We start from the raw sequence: 19,440 nt of genomic DNA on the forward strand, positions 1-19,440 counted from the left end.
CCAGTGCGAGCCCGCCGGCCCGGCGGCGACCTGGCCCCCAGCGCCGCCCCCGGTCTGGCCGCCAGCGCAGCCGCCGTCTCAGGATGGCGACGGCATCGTGGACGCCTGAGGCCCGGCCGTAGACTGCGATTCCCACAGCGTCAACCGGGAGCCACATGTGAGCATCGTCGTCCAGAAGTACGGCGGCTCGTCCGTCGCCGACGCCGAGTCGATCAAACGGGTCGCCCGCCGCATCGTGGAGACGCAGCGGGCGGGCAACTCGGTGTGCGTCGTCGTCTCGGCCATGGGCGACTCCACCGACGAGCTGCTCGACCTCGCGGAGCAGGTCACCCCCACCCCGCCCGCCCGGGAGCTCGACATGCTCCTCACCGCGGGGGAGCGGATCTCCATGGCGCTCGTCGCCATGGCGATCGCGCAGCTCGGCGCCGAGGCCAGGTCGTTCACGGGCAGCCAGGCCGGGGTCATCACCGACGACGCCCACGGCGCCGCGCGGATCATCGACGTCACGCCCGGCCGGATCCAGAGCGCCCTCGACGCCGGGCACATCGCCATCGTCGCCGGCTTCCAGGGAGTCAGCCAGACCACCAAGGACATCACGACGCTCGGCCGCGGCGGCTCGGACACGACCGCGGTCGCCCTGGCTGCCGCCCTGGGGGCCGACGTCTGCGAGATCTACACCGACGTCGACGGCGTCTTCACCGCCGACCCGCGCGTCCTCCCGAGTGCCCGCAAGCTCGGCGTCCTCTCCCTCGAGGAGATGCTCGACCTGGCCGCGAACGGCTCGAGGATCCTGCACCTGCGCTGTGTCGAGTACGCCCGGCGCTACGGCATCCCCATCCACGTCCGCTCCTCCTGGTCGCAGAAGCCGGGCACGTGGATCAAGGACAACCCCTACGAAGGAGAAGGCGCTGTGGAAGCTCCGATCATCGCCGGCATCGCCCACGACCGCAGCGAGGCCAAGGTCACCATCGTCGGCGTCCCCGACCGGGTCGGCATCGCGGCCAAGGTCTTCCAGGCCATCGCCGACGCCGGGATCAACATCGACATGATCGTCCAGAACGTCTCGGCGATGGAGACGCACCGGACCGACATCTCCTTCACCCTGCCGCAGGGCGACGGGCCCAAGGCGATCCAGGTGCTCCAGGGCATCAAGCAGGACGTCGAGTACGAGGACCTCCTCCTCGACGACAAGATCGGCAAGATCTCGCTCGTCGGCGCGGGCATGAAGTCCCACCCGGGCGTCTCCGCACGGTTCTTCGGTGCGCTCGCCGACGCCGGCATCAACATCGAGATGATCTCGACCTCCGAGATCCGGGTCTCCGCCGTGACCCGCGCCGACCAGCTCGACGAGGCAGTGGGTGCGGTCCACACCGCGTTCGGGCTCGACTCGACCGAGGGCGAGGCCATCGTCTACGGCGGCACCGGCCGCTGACCCGCGCCGGACCCTAGCTGACGATGCCGTGCCGGGCGTTCCAGAGTCGCGCGCCCTGGTACGCGTCGACCAGTCCCCAGACCCAGAAGCCGAACACGCCGAACAGCCCGACGACGAGGATGACGAGCAGCCAGCTCACGAGGTAGCCGACCATGATGACGATGCCGCGCGCGACATCGCCGTTGATGATCGAGCCGAGGCCGGGCACGAAGAACGAGGCGAGCAGGGACAGTCCGGGGTTCTTCGGCGTGACGTAACCGTAGGGTGTCACGAAGGGCCCTCCGACGGGAAGCGCACCTGGGGGTCGCTGGTAGAGGCCGGCCGGCACGGCCGAGTGCGGCTGGGGCGGGGGCCAGAAGCCCTCGCTCGGGGCGGGTCGGTGACTCAGCCCGTGCGCGTCCACCGCCGCGGGAGGACCGGTGGTCGGTGCGGCCGGCGCGCGGACGTGGCTGGTCCACGACTGACCGTCCCAGAAGCGCTCGCTGTCACCGACCGGATACCACCCGGCCGGTGGTGGGGGCTGCTCCGCCATCGAGGTCTCCTCGCTCTCTCCCGGTGCTGTCTCGAGCCGCTGTCTCGAGCCTAGGTGACGCGTCACGTGGACCGGTAGGTATGGGCTGTATTGGCTCATCCGAGTGGGCCGTTTCGTCGCGTACGGTCCTCCCATGACAACGACGACTCACCCCCTCCACAGCATTCCCGTCCGCCTCGACGTCGACGCCGTCGTGCCCGACTTCAGCAAGGCGATGAACCACCTCGACACGACCACGAACCGCGAGCTCGACCGCACCGGCTTCCCCGCCGGGCTGCGCGAGCTGGTCCGCCTGCGGGCCTCGCAGCTCAACGGCTGCTCCTACTGCGTCGACACCCACAGCACCGAAGCCCTGGCTGCCGGGGAGCCGCTCCAACGCGTCCTCGCTGTGGCGGTCTGGCGCGAGTCGACCTTCTTCACCGTGCGGGAGCGGGCTGCCCTGCAGTTCACCGAGTGCGTCACCCTTGCCGCGCAGACCAAGGTCCCGGCCGAGGAGTACGCCGCTGTGGCCGAGCACTTCTCCGAGGCGGAGGTCGGGGCCCTGCTGGCCCTCATCGTCACCATCAATGCGTGGAACGCGATCGGCATCGCGGCGCGGCCGTGGGAGCCGGCGCTGCGCGACGGGTCCGTGCCCGTGACGGTGGAGCAGTGACCGCGGACTCGCGCTGGGTAGATGAGAGGGCATGATCCCTCAAGAACCGCGCCTGCTGCCTGACGGCCGCGTCTTCCCTCCGGTGACGCCCGACCCACCGACCCCACCGGGCCAGGAGGAGGTCGTCGTCCCCGACCTGGTCATCGAGATCGAGGCGGAGCGACGAAGCGGCCCGGCGACCGAGCCGGACACTGACTCGGAGGGGCACTCCTCCGAGCAGACGGCCTGAGCGGTCCCGACGCGCATGCCCACGCTCAGGCGTGACCGTATGCCGCTGGGCAGGCTCGGTGTGCTCGTGCTCTCCGCGCCCCTGGCGGTCGCGATCGCCGGGTGTGGCTCGCCGGAGTCGGAGGCAGCGAGCGCGGCGGCGGCGCGGTTCCTCGACGTCGTGTCGGAGGATCCCGGCGCCGCTTGCGACCTCCTCGCACCGCCCACTGTGGAGAAGGTAGCCGAGGAGGGCGGCGGCGACTGTGCCGCGGGCCTCCAGTCCGCGGGACTGTCCCTCGGGTCTCCCGCCGCCTCCGAGCTGTCGGCCGAGGTCGCGGGCCACACCGCCCGGGTGACCGTCGGCCGCCAGACGGTCTTCCTGTCCCTCTTCGACGACGGGTGGAAGGTCCTCGCCGCAGGGTGCGAGCGCCGGTCGGACGACCAGGCGGAACCGTACGACTGCGCAGTGCAGGGAGACTGACGTGCGTGCGATGTTCTGGGTCCTCATCGCGTTCATCACGGTCGGCCTGTTCGTGCAGATCGCCTGGGGGGTCCTGCAGCGATGACCGGGCAGCGACAGCGGGGCTTCCTCAAAGACAACGCCCTCTCCCTGGCCTTCCTGCTCCTGCTCGTCGTTAGCCTCGTCGGCCAGGCCGTCTCCGGCGTCGCGGGCTACAACGAGGAGGCCCGGACCGCCGGGCTCCAGGAGATCTCGCTCTGGCGTTACCTCACCTCCTCGCGGTTCGCCGTGGACGTCGCCGAGAACTGGCAGTCGGAGTACCTGCAGTTCACCGTCTTCATCTTCCTCACCGTCTGGCTCGTGCAGCGCGGCTCGTCCGAGTCGAAGAAGCCAGGAGAGGAGGGCCGCGAGTCGGACAAGAAGCAGCTCGTCGGGCGGTATGTCCGTGCGGACTCGCCGGCCTGGGCGCGTGCCGGTGGGTGGCGGACGTGGGTCTACTCCCACTCGCTCCTCATCGTGATGACCACCATCTTCGTGCTCGCATGGACCGCACAGGCGGTTGCGGGTCGGGTCGCCCACAACGAGGAACGGATGCACGACCTGCTCGAGCCGCTGGGGCTCAGCCAGTACCTCGCCTCACCGGACTTCTGGGGCCGGACCTTCCAGAACTGGCAGTCCGAGATGCTCGCCATCGCCAGCATGGCGATCTTCTCGATCTACCTGCGCGAGCGAGGCTCCCCGGAGTCGAAGCCGGTGGGCATGCCGCACGACGAGACGACGGCGGACGAGTGAGCGCGACGCCGGTCAGTCCGCGTCGCCCGGCTCGGCCCCGGTCTCGATGACCCGCGCCGCGATCTCGCGCAGCTTGATGTTGCGGTCCTGGGAGGCCTTCTTCAGCATGGTGAACGCCTCGGCCGGCGTCACCCGGTGGCGCTCGATGAGGATCCCGATGGCCTGGCCGATCAGCCGGTGGCTCTCGATGGCCTTGGCCAGGTGGGACTCCCGGTCGGCGAAGGAGGTGGCGGCCACGACCCGGTCGACCGCGAGGGCGAAGGCCTGGCCGAGCAGGTCACCGACGATGCGCTCGTCGGTGGTGACGAGGCGTGGACGCCGGAACTGCACCCACACCCGGCACTCCGAGGACGGGTGGTTCTGGGGAGAGATGAGCAGACCGGCCACGCGCTCGGTCGGGTCCGGCGCCTCGGGGTCCTCTGTCGTCAGGGCCTCCCAGAGCGCGTCGTCGAGGTCGGCGCGGTGGACCGGACCGGCAGCCGTGAACACGTGGTCCTCCGCCCCCGCCAAGGCCCGCACCGTCGAGTCGCCGTCGAAGAGCTCCGCGAAACCCGTCACTGCGGACTCGAGCACCTGCGTCAGGTCCGCGGCGCTCCCGAACTCCGCGCTGAGCTCGGCGGCGGCCTGGCGACGGGTCCTCGCTGCGTGCTCACGGGTCACGTCCTGCATCGTCATGACGACGTAGTCCGGCTGGTCACCGACGCCCTCGACCTGGCGGGTGCTGACCCGCACCCACACGTCGCGATCGTCCCTGGTCACGAGGCGGCACTCGCACCCGTCGATCGTCTCGCCACGCAGGGCCGTGCTCGTGGCCTGCTCCACGCGCTCGCGATCCGTCATCCCATCCGGGCCGACGTCCGAGTCGGTCGCAGCCGGCCACCAGGGGTGGGGGAGCTCGAGCGGCCCGTCGACCGGCGAGTAGCCGAGAAGCTGGGTGAACGCCTCGTTGACCTCGACGACGTGACCGGTCGTGTCCGTGATGAGGATCGCGTCCTGGAAGGACTCCATGACCGCGCGGCGCCACGAGGCATCGCGGAGCCGAGCCCGGGACCGCTCGAGGTTGCTCCCCAGGCGGGCCTTGAGCTCCGCGAGGGAGAACGGCTTCGAGACGTAGTCGTCGGCACCGGACGTCAGGCCCTCCTCCGTGTCGCGCTCACCGGCGCGCGCAGAGAGGATGAGGACGGGGACGTGGCGCAAGTTGACGTCCTTGCGGATCGCCCGGGTGAGAGCGAAACCGTCGAGCCCGGGCATCATCGCGTCGGCGAGCACGAGGTCCGGCCGCGACACCAGACACCGTTTGAGGGCGGCCGTGCCGTCGGGCACGACCTCGACGTCGTAGTCGCCGGACAGGGCGGACCGGAGGTAGGTCCGCATGTCGGAGTTGTCCTCCGCGATGAGCAGCCGAGGCCGGTCGCCGGTCGGGGCCTCCGCCACCTCCTCCGGAACCTTCTGCTCGGGAGCCGGCTCAGCGGCATACGGCAGGTCCCATCCCTCCGTCTCGGCAAGGAAGGCATCGACGTGGCGCGGCGTGATCGAGTGCCCTCCGACGGGCACGGTCGGCGGCTCGCCCCACGGCAACCGGATCGTGAACGTCGAACCGCGCCCGAGGGCCGACTCCACCTCGACGGTGCCGCCCATGAGCTCGGTCAGCTGCTTGACCATGGCCAGGCCGATGCCCGCCCCTTCGTGGGAGCGGGCCTTGCCGGGGCGGGGCAGCTGCTCGAAGCGCTGGAACACGCGGGGGATGTCGCGCTTCCGGATCCCGATCCCGGTGTCGGTGACCGAGACGGTGAAGCCGTCGGGGCCCGGCTCCAGCCGCAGGGTGACCCGGCCTGCAGGGGTGTACTTCAACGCGTTGCTCAGCAGGTTGAGAACGATGCGCTCGTACATGTCGCGGTCGAGATGGGCGGGCCGATCGGTCTGCGGGCACTCGGCGACGAACTCCAGCCCGGCCCGCCGGAAGGCCCCGGCGAAGGAGTCCGCCATGGCACGCGTCTGTCTCGTGACGTCGAGCGGCTCGACCTGCGGTTGCACCTTGCTCGCCGCCATCCGCCCGAAGTCGAGCATGGCGTCGACCATGCGCGCGAGTCGCACCGCGTTGCGTTGGGCGAGCTCGAGCCGCTCGCGCTGGTCCGCGGTCAGGCTGCGGTCGGCCACGGCTTCGGCGAGCGGGCCGCTGATGAGGGTCAAGGGCGTGCGCAGCTCATGGCTGATGTTGGTGAAGAAGGCGCTCTTGGCGATGTCGAGCGCCTCGAGCGTCTCCGCTCGCTGCCGCTCGGAGTCGAGCTCCCGGATGCCGCTGAGCGCGGTCCCGAGGTGCGTGATGCAGAGTGCGAGGTAGGTCGCGAGCGCCGGATCCCACCGCCGGTGTGCCGACCGGCCGATGACGAGCACAGCGGACATCGCCTCGTCGGTGGGCAGGGTGATGGGCAGGGCGTGCAGCCCGTCGACCGCCAGCGCGTCCGGGGCATCGCTCATCGGAATCGGCGAGGGCAGGGCGCGATGGATCTGGCGCCGCTCCGTCGCAGCCTCGGTCGCGGCGGCGAGGACATCGCCACGAAGGTCTTCCGGGACGTCGAGGTCACGCGGGTCGTCGGGCAGGTTGTGCGCATCCACCATCGCGACGAGCGGGTGGTCCTGCGGGTTGGAGCCGAGCACGTCGGCGGCGAGGCGGCGGACGTGCCCGGCATCGGTGGCCTCGCCGAGACGACGCGACAGCACGCCGAGTGTGCCCAGCCTCCGCTCGCTGAGGACGTGCTCGGTCGTCTCGGTGACGGTCGTGAAGACGCCGCCGATGTCTCCGGCGTCCGTCGTGATGGGGCTGTGCGAGTAGGTGAAGTAGCACTCCTCGAGGTAGCCGTTGCGATCGAGGAGCAGGCGCTCGTCCCGGGACCACGTTGCCGCCCCGGTGGTCATGACGGTATCGAGCAGCGGGGCGGTGACATCCCAGATCTCGGGCCAGACCTCGTGGCCGGGGGACCCTAGGGCCTTGGGATGCTTGGCCCCGAGCATCGGTCGGTAACCGTCGTTGTAGATCATGGTGTGCTGCGGCCCCCACCAGATGAGGATGGGGAAACGCGACGTCAGACAGATGCTCACCGCGGTCCGCAGGCTCTGCTGCCACTCGGAGATCGGACCCAGCGGGGTGAGGGACCAGTCGTGCGCGGCAAACCGGGCGCCGAGCTCACCGGGATGCTCCGGGCTGAGGTCGGGTCCCGGCAAACGCGTTGGAGCCGTCATGGTGCGTGCCTTCGCTGGTGGCGACATGTCGGCGGTCCTCTCCACCGGGTTCGCCTTTCGCGAACCTTGACACGGACACGCGCCCGTGGCAAGTCCAGTCTTGCCGCTCCCACGGCTGGTGTCAGCGGATCCGGGCGACTGCCTCGAAGGCCTCGAGGCTCCGGCGGCGCAGCTCACCGAACCGTGCCCCGTCCGTGTTGCCCGGACGCCAGGGCAACCGTGCGGCGGATCCGCCGATCGAGCGAGTGGCGGGGTCCATCCACACGTCGACGAGAGCGAGGTCGTGGGAGATCGTCTCGAGCTGTTCGCCCGGGACGGCCTGTTCGAGGAGCCGAGCCTCGACCTCCTCCTCGGCGCGGGTGTGGCCACCGAGGGCCTCCTCCAGCAGGCCGAAGTAGATCATGAAGTCCATCGAGTCCGGGTCGAGCCCCTCGAGGTTGGTGATGACCGCCTCGATCTCGCGCTCCTCGACGACCCGGCCCTGCACGGCGGCGCGGTCCCCGACGGCCTGGAGGCCGACGGGGTGCATGAAGGTCTGCTCAGCGGACTCGTGCAGTGCGACATAGTGCAGCAGCTCCGCAACCGCGGCTCTGCGGGCCGACCCTTCGGTCTCCGTGACTCGCGAGAGTAGCGAGGCGATGCGCGCGTGCTGGCGACGCAGCACACGGAGCAGGTGTTGGGGGGCGGACATGCTCTCCTCGAGGTGGCGTGTGACGTCAGAAGTGAGGTACCCACGCCCTGACTGGGTAATCGTTCGTCACGCACCGGCGCCGGTGCGCTGGCTCACACCGCGGTCCCGCTGCGAGGGGCGGGCGGAGAACGCGGCCGGTGAGCGCACCGTCAAGGAGGCGAGCGATGCGGCTCAGGAGGAGTGATCCCGCGAAGCCGGGGCTGCGGCGCGTGCGGCGCGGCACGGGCTTCGCCTACGTCGATGCCGAGGGTCGGGCTGTTGACGCGGCCACGAAGGAGCGGATCCAGTCGCTCGTCATCCCGCCGGCGTGGGAGGACGTGTGGGTCTGCCCGTGGCCCAACGGTCACATCCAGGCCGTCGGGACCGACGCTGCGGGGCGCCGACAGTACCTCTACCACCCGGCATGGCACGAGAGCCGCGGCCGGGTCAAGCACGAGAGGGTGGTCGGCCTGGCCCGTCGACTGCCTGAGGCGCGCGCGGAGGTCAGCAGGCGCCTGCGCCGGGCAGGGTTGGGTCGGGAGCGGGTCGGCGCGGTGGCGCTGAGGCTGCTCGATGCAGGTCTCTTCCGGACCGGCGGCGAGGAGTACGAGAGCGAGAACGGCAGCCACGGCGTCGCCACCCTGCTCAGGGACCACGTCGCGGTCCGGGGTGACGTGGTCGCGTTCTGCTTCCCCGCGAAGTCGGGGCTGGAGCGGGAGGCCGAGGTCCGCGATCCCGCGCTCGCGAAGGCGGTGTCGTCCCTCAAGCGCAGCCGTGGGCCGAGCGACCGGCTGCTCCAGTACCGCACCGAGGGCGGACAGTGGTGCGACCTGACGTCCACGGAGATCAACAAGGACTTCAAGGAGCTCGTCGGTGACGAGTACACGGTCAAGGACCTGCGGACCTGGGCTGCGACGCTGCTCGCTGCAGCCTCGTTCGCCGACCGCGTCAACGGGGGGCCGCCGACCTCCGAGCGCGAGCGGAAGAAGGCTGAACGGGAGGTGCTGGCCCTCGTCTCCGAGCACCTCGGCAACACCCCCGCCGTCGCCCGCCGCTCGTACGTCGACAGTCGCGTCATCGACGAGTATGCCGCTGGGCGCACCATCGGCCGGGCGCTCGGCCGGGCTTCTGCCGCAGATCGCAGGCGGTTGCGTCGGGGCGACCTGGCGGAGGTCACCGGGCGCGCGGCTCTGGAGCGGGCCCTCGTGCGGCTGCTCGCCTGATGGTTAGACGCAGGGCCCGCGGGTAGGCGCCGAACATGAGCATGCATGCAACCTCGCGCTTGGCGCCCCACCCGCTCACACCGGGCTGTGTGCCGGGGTTGGACACGATCCCGGAACCGCCGGAGCGGCCGATGCCTCCTCCCGAGCCCGGACCGACCCCGGGTCCGACCCCGGGTCCGACCCCGGGGCCTCCGTCACCCGGCCCGTTCCCGGGACCCGACCCGACCCCGGGTCCGCAGCCCTTCCCCGAGCCGTATCCCACTCCCCAGCGTCCGACGCCGGCACCGCCCGATCCGACGCCGCCCGACACGACCCCGAAGGACCCGTCCCCGACCGAGCCGACGCCGACCGAGCCGACGCCTACCGACCCGTTGTGAGGCGTCCCGGGGTTCAGGTGCGGGTTCGCCGTGTCACGGGTCCTGACGTGACGAGCCGCAGCGCGTCGTCGCGCACCGATCGCGGTCGGGTGGCGGGCGTGTCGCCTCCGAGGCCCCGGGCCATCGCGTCGACGAGCTCGCGCCAGGCGTCGGCACCGGTGTGCCGGGCGCGCCAGCCGAGCTCCCGTTCGGCGCGACCGGTGTCGACGAGGGGGACCTCCGCGGCCATGCGCAGCCACCCGGCGTCGAGTGGCCACAGGTGCGCGGCCCAGAGGGCGTCGGTGACTCGCAGCAGGAGCGCCGAGGGCAGCCGGAGCGGCCGGCCACCCAGGGGCTCGGCGATCTCCCGAGGACCGAGGACGTCGGGGGCCGAAAGGTTGAACGGTCCGGGCGACCGGGTCTCGATGATCCTCGCGATCGCGTCGGCGACGTCCTCCGCGTGGACGACCTGGAGCTCGGCGTTCCGCCCCACGGGCATCACAGGCAGGTGGGGGAGGACTGCCCGAGGCATCAGCGGAGCGACACCCACCCGGCCCAGGGAACCGGCCGCCTTCCCCTGCGCCACGAGCGTGGGACGCGGCCAGCTGATGACGAGCTGCTCGGCGACAGCAGGGTCCCTCGCTGCGCCGGCGAGGACGGTCTCGGCTGCCGCCTTCTGCCGGCTGTAGGCACACAGGGGATTCCCGGTCACCGGGTGCGACTCGTCGACCGGTCTCCCCGTCCGCCCCGGCGCGTAGGCACCGGTCGAGCTGAGGGCGACGAGGTGGCGCACCCCCGCGGCCCGGCACGCGGCGATGGTCTGCTCCAGGCCGCGCACGCCCACACGCTCCTGGTAGTCGGTGCGGCGCATCGGCTGGATCGCCCACGCCGCGAAGACGCAGGCCTCCGACCCCTCGAGCAGGGCGGCCAGGTCCTCGGTGGCCGACTGCGACGTCACGTCGACCCGACGCCACGTCGCAGCCGTCGTCATCCGGCCCGGCCGGGGAAGTCGCCTCGCGGCGCCGGTGACGTCGTGACCGTCCGCCGCGAGGCGGGCGACGGTGGCCGTGCCGATGTTCCCGGTGCCACCGATGACGGAGATGCGCATGCCCTCCCCTTCCCCGGGGGCAGACGGTCCCAAACGTCAGGTGCGGTCGTATGCCGCTGGGCCGGCAGGGCGACCGACGACCCGTCCGCTCGGCACCCTCAGTCGAGTGGCCGCAAACGCGGCTGGTCGCACTCAAGGGTCGAGTGGCCCCAAACGCACGATCGCCTGCCGCTGGGTAGGGGGCAGTCGTGGACGGGACGACGTACGACGCCGTGGTCATCGGTAGCGGGCCGAACGGGCTCGTCGCCGCCAACCTGCTCGCCGACGTGGGGTGGCGGGTCATCGTCCTCGAGGCCCAACCGACTCCGGGCGGCGCCGTGCGAAGCGACGAGGGCGTTCGACCCGGCTGGATTCACGACACCTTCAGCTCCTTCTATCCCCTCGCCGCAGTGTCGCCCACGATCCGGAGCCTCGAGCTCGAGCGGTTCGGTCTCGAGTGGGTGCGCGCGCCGTCGGCGCTCGGGCACCCCCTGTCGGGCGGTCGCTGGGCCCTCATCCACCCTCAACGGGACGAGACGGCGGACGCGCTCGACGGGCTGCACGGGGGGGACGGCGAGGCCTGGTTGCGGGCCTGCGCACTCTGGGACCGGGTCGGGGACGACGTCGTGGGAGCCCTGCTCAGCCCGTTCCCTCCGCTTCGGTCCGGGGCGCGGCTCGGCCTCAAGGCACCACGCATGGGGGGCCTCGCCTTCCTGCGTGAGCTGCTGCTGCCGGTTCGTCGGCTCGGCGACGAATGGTTCGGCGGCGAGGCGCCCAAGCTCCTCCTCGCCGGCAACGCCGCCCATTCCGACATTGCTGTCGACTCACCGGGCTCCGGGCTCATGGGCCTGCTCCTCGCGATGCTCGCGCAGACCCACGGCTTCCCGGTCCCGAGGGGCGGGGCCGGGCAGCTCACAGCTGCCCTGCTGAGGCGACTCGACACAGCCGGCGGAACGGTGCACACCGGCGTGCACGTCGACGAGGTCGTCGTGAGATCCGGTCGGGCTGTCGGTGTGCGGCTCGATACGGGCGATGTCGTTGGTGCCGGTCGCGCGGTCCTGGCGGACGTCAGCGCGCCCGCCCTCTTCGGTGGGCTCGTCCCGTGGTCCGAGCTGCCGGAACGCCATCGCAGGCGGATGGGGTCATTCGAGTGGGATGCCGGGACGGTGAAGATCGACTGGGCGCTGAGCGCGCCCATTCCCTGGGCGTCCGCACCGGAACTCACCCCGGGGACGGTTCACCTGGCCGAGAGCGTCGCCGACCTCGGGCTGGCGGGCTCCGAGATCGCGGCCGGCCGCGTCTCCGAGCGGGGGCTCGTCATCATCGGGCAGATGGCCGCAACCGACCCGAGCCGGGCACCTGAGGGGAGCGAGTCGGCCTGGGCGTATCTGCACGTCCCTCAGCGGGTGGCAGCGGAGGACCGTCCCGGGGGTGCGGGCCTGGACGAGGCACGCGCCGAGGAGGTCGCGGACCGCGTCGAATCCCGAATCTCCGAGCACGCACCCGGATTCCGGGACCTCGTCCTGGATCGCCGGGTGCTCGGGCCGGCAGAGCTCGAGCGCCGGAACGAGAACCTCGTCGGCGGTGCGCTCAACGGGGGCACGGCGGCGATCCACCAGCAGCTCTTCTGGCGGCCCATCCCCGGGCTCGGACGCGCGGAGACGCCGATTCGGGGGCTCTACCTCGCCTCGGCCTCGGCGCACCCAGGTGGTGGCGTCCACGGCGCGTGCGGTTCCAACGCGGCACGCGCAGCTCTGCTCCACGACCGGCTCCGACGACTGACCCCGAGCTCGAGGGACCGGGCAGCCATCAGTGCCGATGGCGGGTCCGCTGGATGGGTATGAGGTAGGCATGAGCCACACGTCGCGCTTCCTGCGCTGCACCCCGGACGACGTCTTCGACGTGCTCGCCGACGGGTGGAGCTTCGCCTCGTGGGTCGTCGGGGCTGCCCGGATCCGGGAGGTGGATGACACCTGGCCCGAGCCCGGCAGCCGGATCCATCACTCCGTGGGCCTGTGGCCCCTCCTCCTCGACGACACCACGTCGGTGCTGTCCATCGATCGTCCCCGCTCGATCGAGCTCAAGGTGCGGGCCTGGCCGACGGGTGAGGGCATGGTCCGCCTCGAGTGCACCGTCGAGGAGGGCGGCACTCGAGTGGTCATGACGGAGCAGGCGACGGACGGCCCCGCCAAGCTCATCCCGCGCCTCGTCCAGGACCCACTGCTCGACGCGCGCAACACCGAGGCGCTGCGACGCCTGGCCCACTTGGCCGAGCGCCGGTCTGCCGAGTCACGACTCCCGGGAAACGGGTAGGGGAGAGGCAGCCAGACCACGGATCACCCCAACCGGAAGGGAACACGCATGTCCGGTGTCATCACGCTGATCAAGGAAGACCACAAGAAGGTCGAGGCCGTCTTCAAGAAGCTCGAGAAGGCTGAGCCGATCGAGATCCCCGACCTCCTGCGGCAGGTGCAGGAACTCCTCGTGCCGCACTCGAAGGCCGAGGAGCAGGTGGTCTACCCGGCGATCAAGGAGATCGTTCCCGACGAGTCGTCCGACGTCGATGACGGGCTCGAGGAGCACCACCACGTCGAGGCCACTCTCGAGCAGTTGCTTGCCTCCGACCCCGAGGCCCCAGGTGTCGACGGCCTGATCGCCGCGATGATCGGCGAGGTGCGGCACCACGTCGAGGAGGAAGAGGAGCAGATCCTGCCCTCCTTCAGCGACGCCGCGAGCAACCAGCAGCTCAGCGAGCTGGGTGAGGAGTTCACCGCCGCGAAAGAACGGGCCCTGCAGGCGCTGAGGACAGGAGCGGCGCCCGCCTGACCCGCCCGACCCGGTTCATGGGCGTGAGCGACGTGCCCGGTGGCGCGCGATCGCGGCGCGGGCGCCTCGCTCGTCCGCCACAGGAATTCGGTCAGGTCGGTGATCAGCGGCCGGTGGACTCGTTGACGCGGTCGCTGCGCTGGGCGCCCAGTGCGGCGCGGGCACAGTGGGAGCAGCAGAAGAAGCCGTGCTCCGACTCGATCCCGTGTCCCAGGATCCGGCAGCCGCAATGTGCGCATCCCGGAGCCCACGCGGTGATGGCGCACTCGAACGAGTCGTAGGTGCCCTGACGGTCTCCGCGCGTGACCGTGAAGGTCTTGTCGTAGTCGTTCCCGCACATGTCGCAAATGGCCATACCGGTCCTTACCCGCCCATGGTCACGGCATTCGCCGCAGGTTCCGTCGTCCGTTTCAACGGCGGTTCGGAGCCGTCGCCATGGGTAGAGGACGGGCGTCGTGTCGATACGGGAAGGGGAACGATCATGCCACGTCGTCGTGGACCAGGTCCGTCCGTCAAGGACAAGGAGCTCTACGAGTCCCTCCGTGAGGACGGAGCGAGCAAGGAGAAGGCAGCCCGCATCGCCAACGCTGCCGCCAACTCCTCACGGAGCTCCGTCGGGCGCAAGGGCGGGTCCTCCGGTGACTACGAGGACTGGACGAAGGACCGCCTCCTCAAGCGCGCCCGTGAGATCGGCATCGAGGGCCGGTCGACGATGAACAAGGGTGAGCTCATCAAGGCCCTCAGGAATCACTGACTGGCATCACTGACTGGCATCACCGACTGGCATCACTGAGCGGGATCACTGAGCGGAATGACTGAGCGCGGGCCGGCGATGACGGCATCGCCCTCGCGACGAAAGGCACCGTCATGAGCAACCTCGCAGGCCGACACGGCAGCGTCTGGCTCGATGACCCCGGCCGGCGCAGAAACCCCGCGACACCCCTCGCAGGCGAGGCCGAGGCGGACGTCGTGGTCATCGGCGCCGGTATCACCGGGCTCACGACGGCCCTGCTCGCCGCGCGGGAGGGGCACCGTGTCGTCGTGCTCGAGGCGCGCCGCATCGGTGACGGAACGACGGGGTACACCACCGGCAAGGTGACGGCCCAGCACTCCCTGATCCACGCCCGCCTCGTCGAGTGGGCCGGTGTCGAGCGGGCCCGGCAGTATGCCGACGCGAACCGGGCCGGCATCGACCTCGTGGCCGACCTCGTCGAGGAGTATGACATCGACTGCTCCCTGACCCGGGCAGACGCCCTCGTCTACACGGCCTCCGACGACGCCCAGACCATCCGGTCCATGGAGGACGAGGCCGTGGCGGCCCGGCGGCTCGCCCTGCCTGCGACCCTCGTGAGCGACTCCGACCTGCCGTTCCCCATCTCCGCCGGCGTCCGCTTCACCGAGCAGCTCCACCTGCACCCGCGTCGCTATCTCGACGGGCTCGCGGACGCGGTGGTGACGGCGGGCGGCGTCATCCACGAGAGCAGCCGGGCGACCCGCGTGTCGGAGGCGCACGGACGGGTCACCGTGCAGACCGACGGCGGGACCGTCGAGGCCGGGAGCGCGGTCGTGGCCACGCTCCTGCCGATCGGCCTCCTCGGCGGCCACTTCGCGAGGACCCGGCCGCACCAGTCCTACGGCCTCGCGGTTCGGCTCCGCGGCGAGGCGCCGCGCGAGATGACGATCTCCGTGGACGAGCCGGTGCGCTCTACCCGCCCCTGGCTGGAGGACGGGCCCGGCGGTCTCATCGTGGTCGGTGGTGGTCACGAGGTCGGGGCGGATGTCGACACGGAAGGTCGCTATGCCGATCTCGAGCGGTGGGCCCGCGAGACGTTCGACGTGGCTGAGGTGTCGCATCGGTGGAGCGCGCACGACTACGTGACGCCCGACCGGGTGCCTTACGTCGGCCGGGCGTTGCTCCACCAGCACGTCTATGTCGCAACCGGCTTCGGCAAGTGGGGCCTGGCGGCGGGAAGTGCGGCGGGGCTGATGATCACGGACCTGCTCGCTGGTCGCGAACCGGTGTGGCTGCCGGTGTTCGACGCCGGCCGGATCGACGGCGTGCGGTCCGTGCCGACCCTGGTCACCGGGAACATCAAGGTGGCTGCCGAGCTCGTCACCGGTGAGCTGCGCCGAGACGCGCCGCGGTGCTCACACCTCGGCTGTCGCCTCCGCTGGAACGTGGCCGAGGAGAGCTGGGACTGTCACTGCCACGGCTCCCGCTTCGCCTCGGACGGCGCCGTCCTCACCGGACCGGCCGTCCGACCGATCGACGTCGGCGGGACCGACCGGTCCGAGCCGGGCCAGGACGTACCGTGACGCCATGAACGTCGACGACCTGTCTCGCGCGGTCCAGCGGAGGCTGGGCCGGGCCCTCCGGTCCCGCGTCGCGGGCGACGACGCCGCCATCCATGCGCAGCGGATCTGGGGCGCGACCGGTGAGCGTTGGTTCACGCCGGCGGACCCGATCTGGCGCGTCCACGCCGATGCTGCGATGTTCCCGGGCGGCATCGCGTCCCTGCTCATGCAGTCGCTGCACCCGCTGGCCATGGCTGGCGTCGCCGGACACAGCGGCTACAAGAGCGATCCATGGGGTCGGCTGCAGCGCACGAGCCATTACCTCGCGACGACGACGTTCGGCACGACCGCATCCGCCGAGGAGGCCATCGCCCGGGTCCGGTCGATCCACGAGCGCGTGCGCGGGCGAGACCACCGCGGACGCCCTTACCGGGCGGGCGACCCCCATCTGCTCCTCTGGGTGCACGTCGCGGAGATCGACTCCTTCCTCCGGGCCCACCAGGCCTTCGGGGAGAGACCGCTGACCCGCGAGGAGGCCGACCTGTACGTGGCGCAGACGGCGGTCGCCGCCACGCGGCTCGGCGTCACCGACGCGCCGGCCACCGTTGCGGACCTGCGCCGCGCCCTCGACGCCTACCGGCCGGAGCTCGAGGCGACACCGGCGGCACGCGAGGCGGCCCGGTTCATCCTCCTCGAGCCTCCCCTGCCCATCCTCGTGCGGCCGGGGTACGCCACCCTCGCCTCGGGCGGACTGTCCGTCCTGCCGGGCTGGGCCCGAAACATGCTCGGGATCCCACTGCCCGAGCGCCTCGCCCGGTGCATCGCCCAACCCCTCGGGCACGCCGGCACGGCAGCCGTGCGATGGGGCATCTCCGGGCTGGACGAGCGGCGCCCATCGGACGTTCCCGCCGCCGGGTGAGCGACCGTCCCGGCGTTCGGGGCCACTCGACCGGGGCGGTTGGTCGAGTGGCCCCGAAATACCCCCGCGGGTGCGCACAATTGGCCACTTGAGTGACCCGCGGGGCGGCGTTTGGGGCCACTCGACTTTGGGGGCGTGCATTTTGGGGCCACTCGACGGTCACCGCTCCAGTGAGGGGCTCCCAGGGCCCGGAGCCCACATGGCGGACGCCGGGTGGGCTCCGTCGACGAGGGCCCCTACTCTCGTCGCAGGTCACGAGTTCCAGTGCCAAGCCCCGGCTCGCTGGACAGCAACCCTCCACCACGGCGGGGTGCTCCGGGTGAGGACCTGGCGACGGCACCAGGCCGTCGCAAGCGTGGAGTCTCGGTCGAGGCACCATGCCGTCCGGGACGACTCGTCAGACCGGACGGCGGGGTCTGCGGACTCGTGTCCCGACCGGGCCTCTCTCCACGCTCCCGCCATGGACGCCACCGGGCGTCCCGACGAGAGGAGACAGACCATGACCACGACGACACAGCTCACGTCCACCACGATCCCGAGTGAGCACCACGTCCGACCGCAGATCCGGACGGCGCTGCGACCGGGGACGGCGACGGAGGTGTCCGTCGATGCGGGCCGCCACCGGTTCACCATCGACGAGCCTGCCTCGCTCGGCGGCACCGACCTCGGCGCCAACCCGGTCGACCACCTGCTCGCGGCGTTGGGCGCGTGCAACGTCATCACCTACCAGGTGTGGGCGGAGAAGCTCGGGATCCGGCTCGACGGCGTGGAGATCGAGCTCGCGGGGGACATCGACATCCGGGGCTTCTTCGGGATCGACCCCGACGTGCGTCCCGGCTTCCAGGGCATCGAGGCGAGGGTGACGCTGCGCGGCCCCGAGAGCGCGGAACGCTACGTCGAGCTCAGGGAGACCGTCGAGGCCCACTGCCCCGTCCTCGACAACCTCACGGCGGGGGTCCCGGTCACGGTCGTCGTCGACGTGGCCGCCTGAGACGCGATCCGGCGCGAAGGGAGCCGTATGCCGCTGAGCCCGGGCCCAGCGGCATACGGCCGCCCGTCGTCGGTGGGCTCCCGCTGGGTAGGGGAGTGCCGTGACTGCACGGTGGTACCGCAGCGGCGTCATCTACAGCGTGGACGTCCGGCTCTTCCAGGACTCGAACGGTGACGGGATCGGTGACTTCACCGGGCTGACGAGCCGGCTCGACCACCTCAGCCGCCTCGGCGTCAGCATCCTCTGGCTCAACCCGATCCACCCCTCGCCGTTCCGCGACGGCGGCTACGACGTCGCCGACTATTACGGCGTCGACCCAGCCCTCGGCAATCTCGGCGACTTCGCGGAGTTCATGGCCGAGTGCGACGAGCGCGGCATCCGGGTCATGCTCGACCTCGTCCTCAACCACACGAGCGACCAGCACCCGTGGTTCCAGGCGGCCCGCTCCGACCGTGACTCGCACTTCCGCGACTGGTACGTCTGGTCCGAGGAGGAGCCGCCCAACCGCGACCATGGGATGGTCTTCCCCGGCATCCAGGAGGCGACGTGGACCTACGACGAGACGGCCGCCGCCTGGTACCACCACCGCTTCTACTCGTTCCAACCTGACCTCAACGTCCTCAACCCGCAGGTCCGCTCGGAGATGAAGAAGATCGTCACCTTCTGGGAACGGCTCGGTGTCAGTGGGTTCCGCCTCGACGGCGCACCGTTCCTCATCGAGAAGACCACCGCGGAGGGCGGTGTCGGCCGAGATCACGGGTTCCTCGTCGAGCTGCGCGACCGGCTGTCGTGGCTGCGCGGTGACGCGGTCTTCCTCGCGGAAGCGCACGTCCCGAACGACCAGCTGCTCGAGTTCTTCGGTGACGCAGACGGTGCGGCGAGCCGGGTCCACATGCTCTTCGCCTTCCGCCTCAACGAGGCGCTCATGCTGTCGTTGGCACGCAAGGACGCCAGCGCGATCGAGGACGCGCTGACCGGTCTTCCCCCGCTGCCGCGGAACGCGGCGTGGGCCACCTTCCTGCGGAACCACGACGAGGTCGACCTCTCGCAGCTGACCGCCGACGAGCGGGCTGACGTCTTCGAGGCGTTCGGCCGGGAGCCCGAGCATCAGCTCTACGAGCGCGGCATCCGGCGGCGGCTCGCGCCCATGCTCGACGGCGACGAGGCGCGGCTCCGACTGGCCTACAGCCTCCAGTTCACCATGCCGGGGACTCCGGTGCTTCGCTACGGCGACGAGATCGGTATGGGGGAGGATCTCGAGCTGCCCGAGCGTGACGCGATCCGGACGCCGATGCAGTGGTCGGGCACAGAGAACGGCGGCTTCTCGACCGCATCGCCGGATCGACTGCTGCGTCCGGTGGTGGATGCCCCTCCCTTCGGCTTCAAGGACGTCAACGTCACCGACCAGCGGCTCGAGCCCGACTCCATGCTCACGTGGTTCGAGAGAATGCTGCACACCCTCCGGGAGTGCGAGGAGGTCGGCGCCGGAACGCACCGCGTCATCGACGGCACCGCCGCGCCGGTCCTGGCGCACGTGGCGGAGGGCTCCACCGGGGTGGTGCTGTTCGTCCACAACCTCTCAGCCGAGCCGCAGCAGGTGGCGCTCGGCGACCTGCCGCTCGGCGACCAACCCCCGGTCGAGGTCTTCTCCGATCACCCGTACGAAGGTGAGCTCGACCCCACGCAGCTGGAGGTGGCTCCCCATGGGTTTCGGTGGATCCGCCTTCGCCGGTCCCATGGCCCGGCGCCCGGCTGACC

Annotated in this window: 19 protein-coding genes and 1 riboswitch; of the genes, 14 read left to right on the forward strand and 5 right to left on the reverse strand. The window is 71.0% G+C overall.

Going from position 1 to position 19,440, the window contains the following annotated elements; all coding sequences use genetic code 11:
• Window positions 1-157 precede the first annotated feature (157 nt).
• Window positions 158-1,432, forward strand: a complete 1,275-nt coding sequence (locus tag LOY02_RS02465; RefSeq protein WP_317180738.1) for an aspartate kinase — start codon at window positions 158-160, stop codon at window positions 1,430-1,432.
• A 13-nt stretch (window positions 1,433-1,445) separates the two neighbouring features.
• Here the strand turns inward: LOY02_RS02465 and LOY02_RS02470 are convergent, their stop codons facing one another.
• A complete protein-coding gene (locus tag LOY02_RS02470; protein WP_317180739.1) occupies window positions 1,446-1,964 on the reverse strand; it encodes a DUF2510 domain-containing protein in 519 nt (172 codons plus the stop codon).
• A gap of 133 nt (window positions 1,965-2,097) precedes the next feature.
• On the opposite strand from LOY02_RS02470, the gene LOY02_RS02475 reads away from it, so the two are divergent.
• From LOY02_RS02475 to LOY02_RS02490, 4 genes are all read left to right on the forward strand, one after another.
• The gene (locus LOY02_RS02475) at window positions 2,098-2,616 is read left to right on the forward strand and encodes a carboxymuconolactone decarboxylase family protein (RefSeq protein WP_317180740.1); all 519 of its coding nucleotides are present in this window, start codon (window positions 2,098-2,100) and stop codon (window positions 2,614-2,616) included.
• Window positions 2,617-2,647: 31 nt separating this feature from the next.
• The gene (locus tag LOY02_RS02480; protein WP_317180741.1) at window positions 2,648-2,845 is read left to right on the forward strand and encodes a hypothetical protein; all 198 of its coding nucleotides are present in this window, start codon (window positions 2,648-2,650) and stop codon (window positions 2,843-2,845) included.
• A gap of 15 nt (window positions 2,846-2,860) precedes the next feature.
• The gene (locus LOY02_RS02485; protein WP_317180742.1) at window positions 2,861-3,304 is read left to right on the forward strand and encodes a hypothetical protein; all 444 of its coding nucleotides are present in this window, start codon (window positions 2,861-2,863) and stop codon (window positions 3,302-3,304) included.
• An 81-nt stretch (window positions 3,305-3,385) separates the two neighbouring features.
• The gene (locus LOY02_RS02490; protein WP_317180743.1) at window positions 3,386-4,075 is read left to right on the forward strand and encodes a DUF6766 family protein; all 690 of its coding nucleotides are present in this window, start codon (window positions 3,386-3,388) and stop codon (window positions 4,073-4,075) included.
• A gap of 12 nt (window positions 4,076-4,087) precedes the next feature.
• Here the strand turns inward: LOY02_RS02490 and LOY02_RS02495 are convergent, their stop codons facing one another.
• Window positions 4,088-7,315, reverse strand: coding sequence for an ATP-binding protein (locus tag LOY02_RS02495; RefSeq protein WP_317180744.1), 3,228 nt, complete (start codon window positions 7,313-7,315; stop codon window positions 4,088-4,090).
• Window positions 7,316-7,436: 121 nt separating this feature from the next.
• On the reverse strand, window positions 7,437-8,006 hold the full coding sequence (locus LOY02_RS02500) for a hemerythrin domain-containing protein (RefSeq protein WP_317180745.1): 570 nt from the start codon (window positions 8,004-8,006) through the stop codon (window positions 7,437-7,439).
• A gap of 164 nt (window positions 8,007-8,170) precedes the next feature.
• Here LOY02_RS02500 and LOY02_RS02505 point away from each other — a divergent pair, with 164 nt between their 5' ends.
• Window positions 8,171-9,208, forward strand: a complete 1,038-nt coding sequence (locus LOY02_RS02505) for a DNA topoisomerase IB (protein WP_317180746.1) — start codon at window positions 8,171-8,173, stop codon at window positions 9,206-9,208.
• Window positions 9,209-9,598: 390 nt separating this feature from the next.
• Here the strand turns inward: LOY02_RS02505 and LOY02_RS02510 are convergent, their stop codons facing one another.
• Entirely contained in the window at window positions 9,599-10,672 is a 1,074-nt protein-coding gene (locus tag LOY02_RS02510) for an NAD-dependent epimerase/dehydratase family protein (RefSeq protein WP_317180747.1), read from the reverse strand.
• A gap of 188 nt (window positions 10,673-10,860) precedes the next feature.
• On the opposite strand from LOY02_RS02510, the gene LOY02_RS02515 reads away from it, so the two are divergent.
• Genes LOY02_RS02515 through LOY02_RS02525 form a run of 3 tightly spaced genes read left to right on the forward strand, consistent with a single transcriptional unit; the run spans window position 10,861 to window position 13,477 of the window.
• Complete coding sequence (locus LOY02_RS02515; RefSeq protein WP_317180748.1) at window positions 10,861-12,495, forward strand: NAD(P)/FAD-dependent oxidoreductase; 1,635 nt, start codon at window positions 10,861-10,863, stop codon at window positions 12,493-12,495.
• 7 nt (window positions 12,496-12,502) lie between these two features.
• Window positions 12,503-12,964, forward strand: coding sequence for an SRPBCC family protein (locus tag LOY02_RS02520; RefSeq protein ID WP_317180749.1), 462 nt, complete (start codon window positions 12,503-12,505; stop codon window positions 12,962-12,964).
• Between the two features lie 48 nt (window positions 12,965-13,012).
• Complete coding sequence (locus LOY02_RS02525) at window positions 13,013-13,477, forward strand: hemerythrin domain-containing protein (RefSeq protein ID WP_317180750.1); 465 nt, start codon at window positions 13,013-13,015, stop codon at window positions 13,475-13,477.
• 103 nt (window positions 13,478-13,580) lie between these two features.
• On the opposite strand, the gene LOY02_RS02530 is transcribed toward LOY02_RS02525, so the two are convergent.
• Window positions 13,581-13,832, reverse strand: a complete 252-nt coding sequence (locus tag LOY02_RS02530; protein WP_317180751.1) for a hypothetical protein — start codon at window positions 13,830-13,832, stop codon at window positions 13,581-13,583.
• Between the two features lie 126 nt (window positions 13,833-13,958).
• Between LOY02_RS02530 and LOY02_RS02535 the strand changes: the two genes are divergently transcribed.
• The 5 genes from LOY02_RS02535 to LOY02_RS02555 all read left to right on the forward strand — a co-directional run bounded on the left by LOY02_RS02535 (window position 13,959) and on the right by LOY02_RS02555 (window position 19,438).
• Window positions 13,959-14,231, forward strand: a complete 273-nt coding sequence (locus tag LOY02_RS02535) for a Rho termination factor (protein ID WP_317180752.1) — start codon at window positions 13,959-13,961, stop codon at window positions 14,229-14,231.
• 113 nt (window positions 14,232-14,344) lie between these two features.
• Window positions 14,345-15,793: an FAD-dependent oxidoreductase gene (locus LOY02_RS02540; protein ID WP_317180753.1), complete on the forward strand. Its 1,449-nt coding sequence runs from the start codon at window positions 14,345-14,347 to the stop codon at window positions 15,791-15,793.
• 4 nt (window positions 15,794-15,797) lie between these two features.
• On the forward strand, window positions 15,798-16,691 hold the full coding sequence (locus LOY02_RS02545; protein ID WP_317180754.1) for an oxygenase MpaB family protein: 894 nt from the start codon (window positions 15,798-15,800) through the stop codon (window positions 16,689-16,691).
• A gap of 250 nt (window positions 16,692-16,941) precedes the next feature.
• Window positions 16,942-17,053: riboswitch (SAM riboswitch) on the forward strand.
• Window positions 17,054-17,190: 137 nt separating this feature from the next.
• Window positions 17,191-17,682 (forward strand): OsmC family protein, encoded by a 492-nt coding sequence (locus LOY02_RS02550; protein WP_317180755.1) that lies wholly within the window; start codon window positions 17,191-17,193, stop codon window positions 17,680-17,682.
• Window positions 17,683-17,782: 100 nt separating this feature from the next.
• Window positions 17,783-19,438, forward strand: a complete 1,656-nt coding sequence (locus LOY02_RS02555; RefSeq protein ID WP_317180756.1) for an alpha-amylase family protein — start codon at window positions 17,783-17,785, stop codon at window positions 19,436-19,438.
• The last annotated feature ends 2 nt before the right edge of the window (window positions 19,439-19,440 follow it).

It is taken from the genome of Intrasporangium sp. (genome assembly GCF_032907665.1).
Lineage (GTDB): Bacteria > Actinomycetota > Actinomycetes > Actinomycetales > Dermatophilaceae > Intrasporangium.